This is a genomic window from Treponema sp. R8-4-B8, from assembly GCF_054786175.1.
The window spans coordinates 1-1,636 of record NZ_BDHE01000088.1; the positions used below are offsets into that span (position 1 = coordinate 1).

Genomic DNA, 1,636 nt, shown 5'->3' on the forward strand with positions numbered 1-1,636 from the left:
ATCCCGACATTTTTAGAAGAAAAGCCGTTAATGTGGAAGAATTATCCGCAAAAAACGCCGGTCTTCTGGTAAAGGATCTGCGCTCCGCTGGGCTTCCGTACCAGCACACGCAGGCGAATTATTATCACCGTTATTCGTTTGCCGCCACCTCCCTAATTGTAATGATACTCTCAATCTCCATGGGCGGCAGGTTTAGAAAAAATATTTTATTGATGAGCCTTTTTACAAGCCTGTCCGTCGCCGTAGTCTACTATATTACGGAAATGTTGAGCATGACGATGGCTGGGCTTAACATCATTCATCCGTTTGTAGGAGCGTGGTTTCCGGTTTTAATTTTTATTGTATTAGGAGTGCTTCTTTTACGGAGCGCGAAAACTTGATGCGTTTTAGCATAACGTCCCGCGATGGCTCTTGCGCCGCCAGGACGGGAATATTGCATCTTCCCCACGGCGATGTTATTACTCCCGTATTTATGCCTGTGGGGACTAATGGGACCGTAAAGGCGTTAACGTCGGACGACTTAAAAGAAATAGGTTATGATTTAATTCTTTCAAATACGTATCATTTATTTTTAAGGCCGGGGGAAGAAGTTATACAAAAGGCCGGAGGGCTTCATCAATTTATTAACTGGGACAGAAATATTTTAACAGACTCAGGCGGCTTCCAGATTTTTTCCCTCTCCGCTTTGCGAAAAATCAAGCCGGAAGGCGCGTGGTTTCAATCCCACATTGACGGCTCTAAACATTTTATCAGCCCCGAGAAAGCCGTAACAATTCAAGCGATTCTTGGCAGCGATATACAGATGCAGTTGGATTACTGTTCTCACTATGGCGCAAGCAGGAAGGAAGCCGAGAAGGCCCTTACGATTACAACTGAATGGCTTACTAGGGCAAAAAGCAAATGGGAAGAAGTTACCGCTGACGGAAAATATCAGGGAAGTTTATTCAGCATTGTACAGGGAAATTTTTTTAAAGATATGCGAAAAAAAAGCGCTGAAGTCTGCGCCGATTCCCTTACCCCCGGCATAGCCATAGGCGGCCTGTCGGTCGGGGAGCCTTCAGATTTATTTTACGAAATGTTAGCCTATACCGCCGCATTTTTGCCCGAAGAAAAGCCCCGCTATGTAATGGGAATAGGGACGCCAGAATACATTTTAAACGCGATAGAGCAGGGAATTGACATGTTTGACTGCGTTTTATTCACCCGCGAGGCGCGAAATGGCCGCGTATATACCCACAAAGGCGCGTTTCCCTTAAAAAAGGCCGAAAATACGGCTGATTTTTCGCCGATAGATAAAGAGTGCGGCTGTAAAGTTTGCCAAGGGTACTCCCGCGCCTACCTGCGCCATCTTTTTAAAACCGGGGAGATACTCTATTCCATGTTGGCAAGTTATCACAACCTGTACTTTATTAATGAACTTATTAAAAACAGCCGTAACGCTATTAAGGAAGGAACGTTTTTACAGTATAAGAAAGATTTCTTATCGCATTACAATGAGGGAAATGTTGATGAATAGACGATTTTTATTGTTAGTATTATTTTTTTTAATCACATTCTCAATACGCGCGCAAGATACTTGTAGGCCTGTACTGTTTTGGGATCATCGGTGCCAAGATATTTTTTGGCAAGACTTCTG

At 43.9% G+C, this 1,636-nt stretch carries 2 protein-coding genes; both read left to right on the forward strand.

Annotated features, from left to right (window positions below; genetic code table 11):
• On the forward strand, positions 1-380 hold a 380-nt coding region (locus ACYVRA_RS06420), incomplete at its 5' end, for an LptF/LptG family permease (protein WP_461251921.1).
• Positions 380-1,516 carry a tRNA guanosine(34) transglycosylase Tgt gene (gene tgt / locus ACYVRA_RS06425; protein ID WP_461251922.1) on the forward strand — a complete coding sequence of 379 codons (1,137 nt, stop codon included), beginning with the start codon at positions 380-382 and terminating at the stop codon, positions 1,514-1,516. The genes ACYVRA_RS06420 and tgt, both read left to right, overlap by 1 nt.
• Positions 1,517-1,636 lie beyond the last annotated feature (120 nt).

Excerpts from the sequence above, each read along its gene's own strand:
- tgt (WP_461251922.1), top strand. The coding sequence starts at position 380 with ATGCGTTTTAGCATAACGTCCCGCGATGGCTCTTGCGCCGCCAGGACG.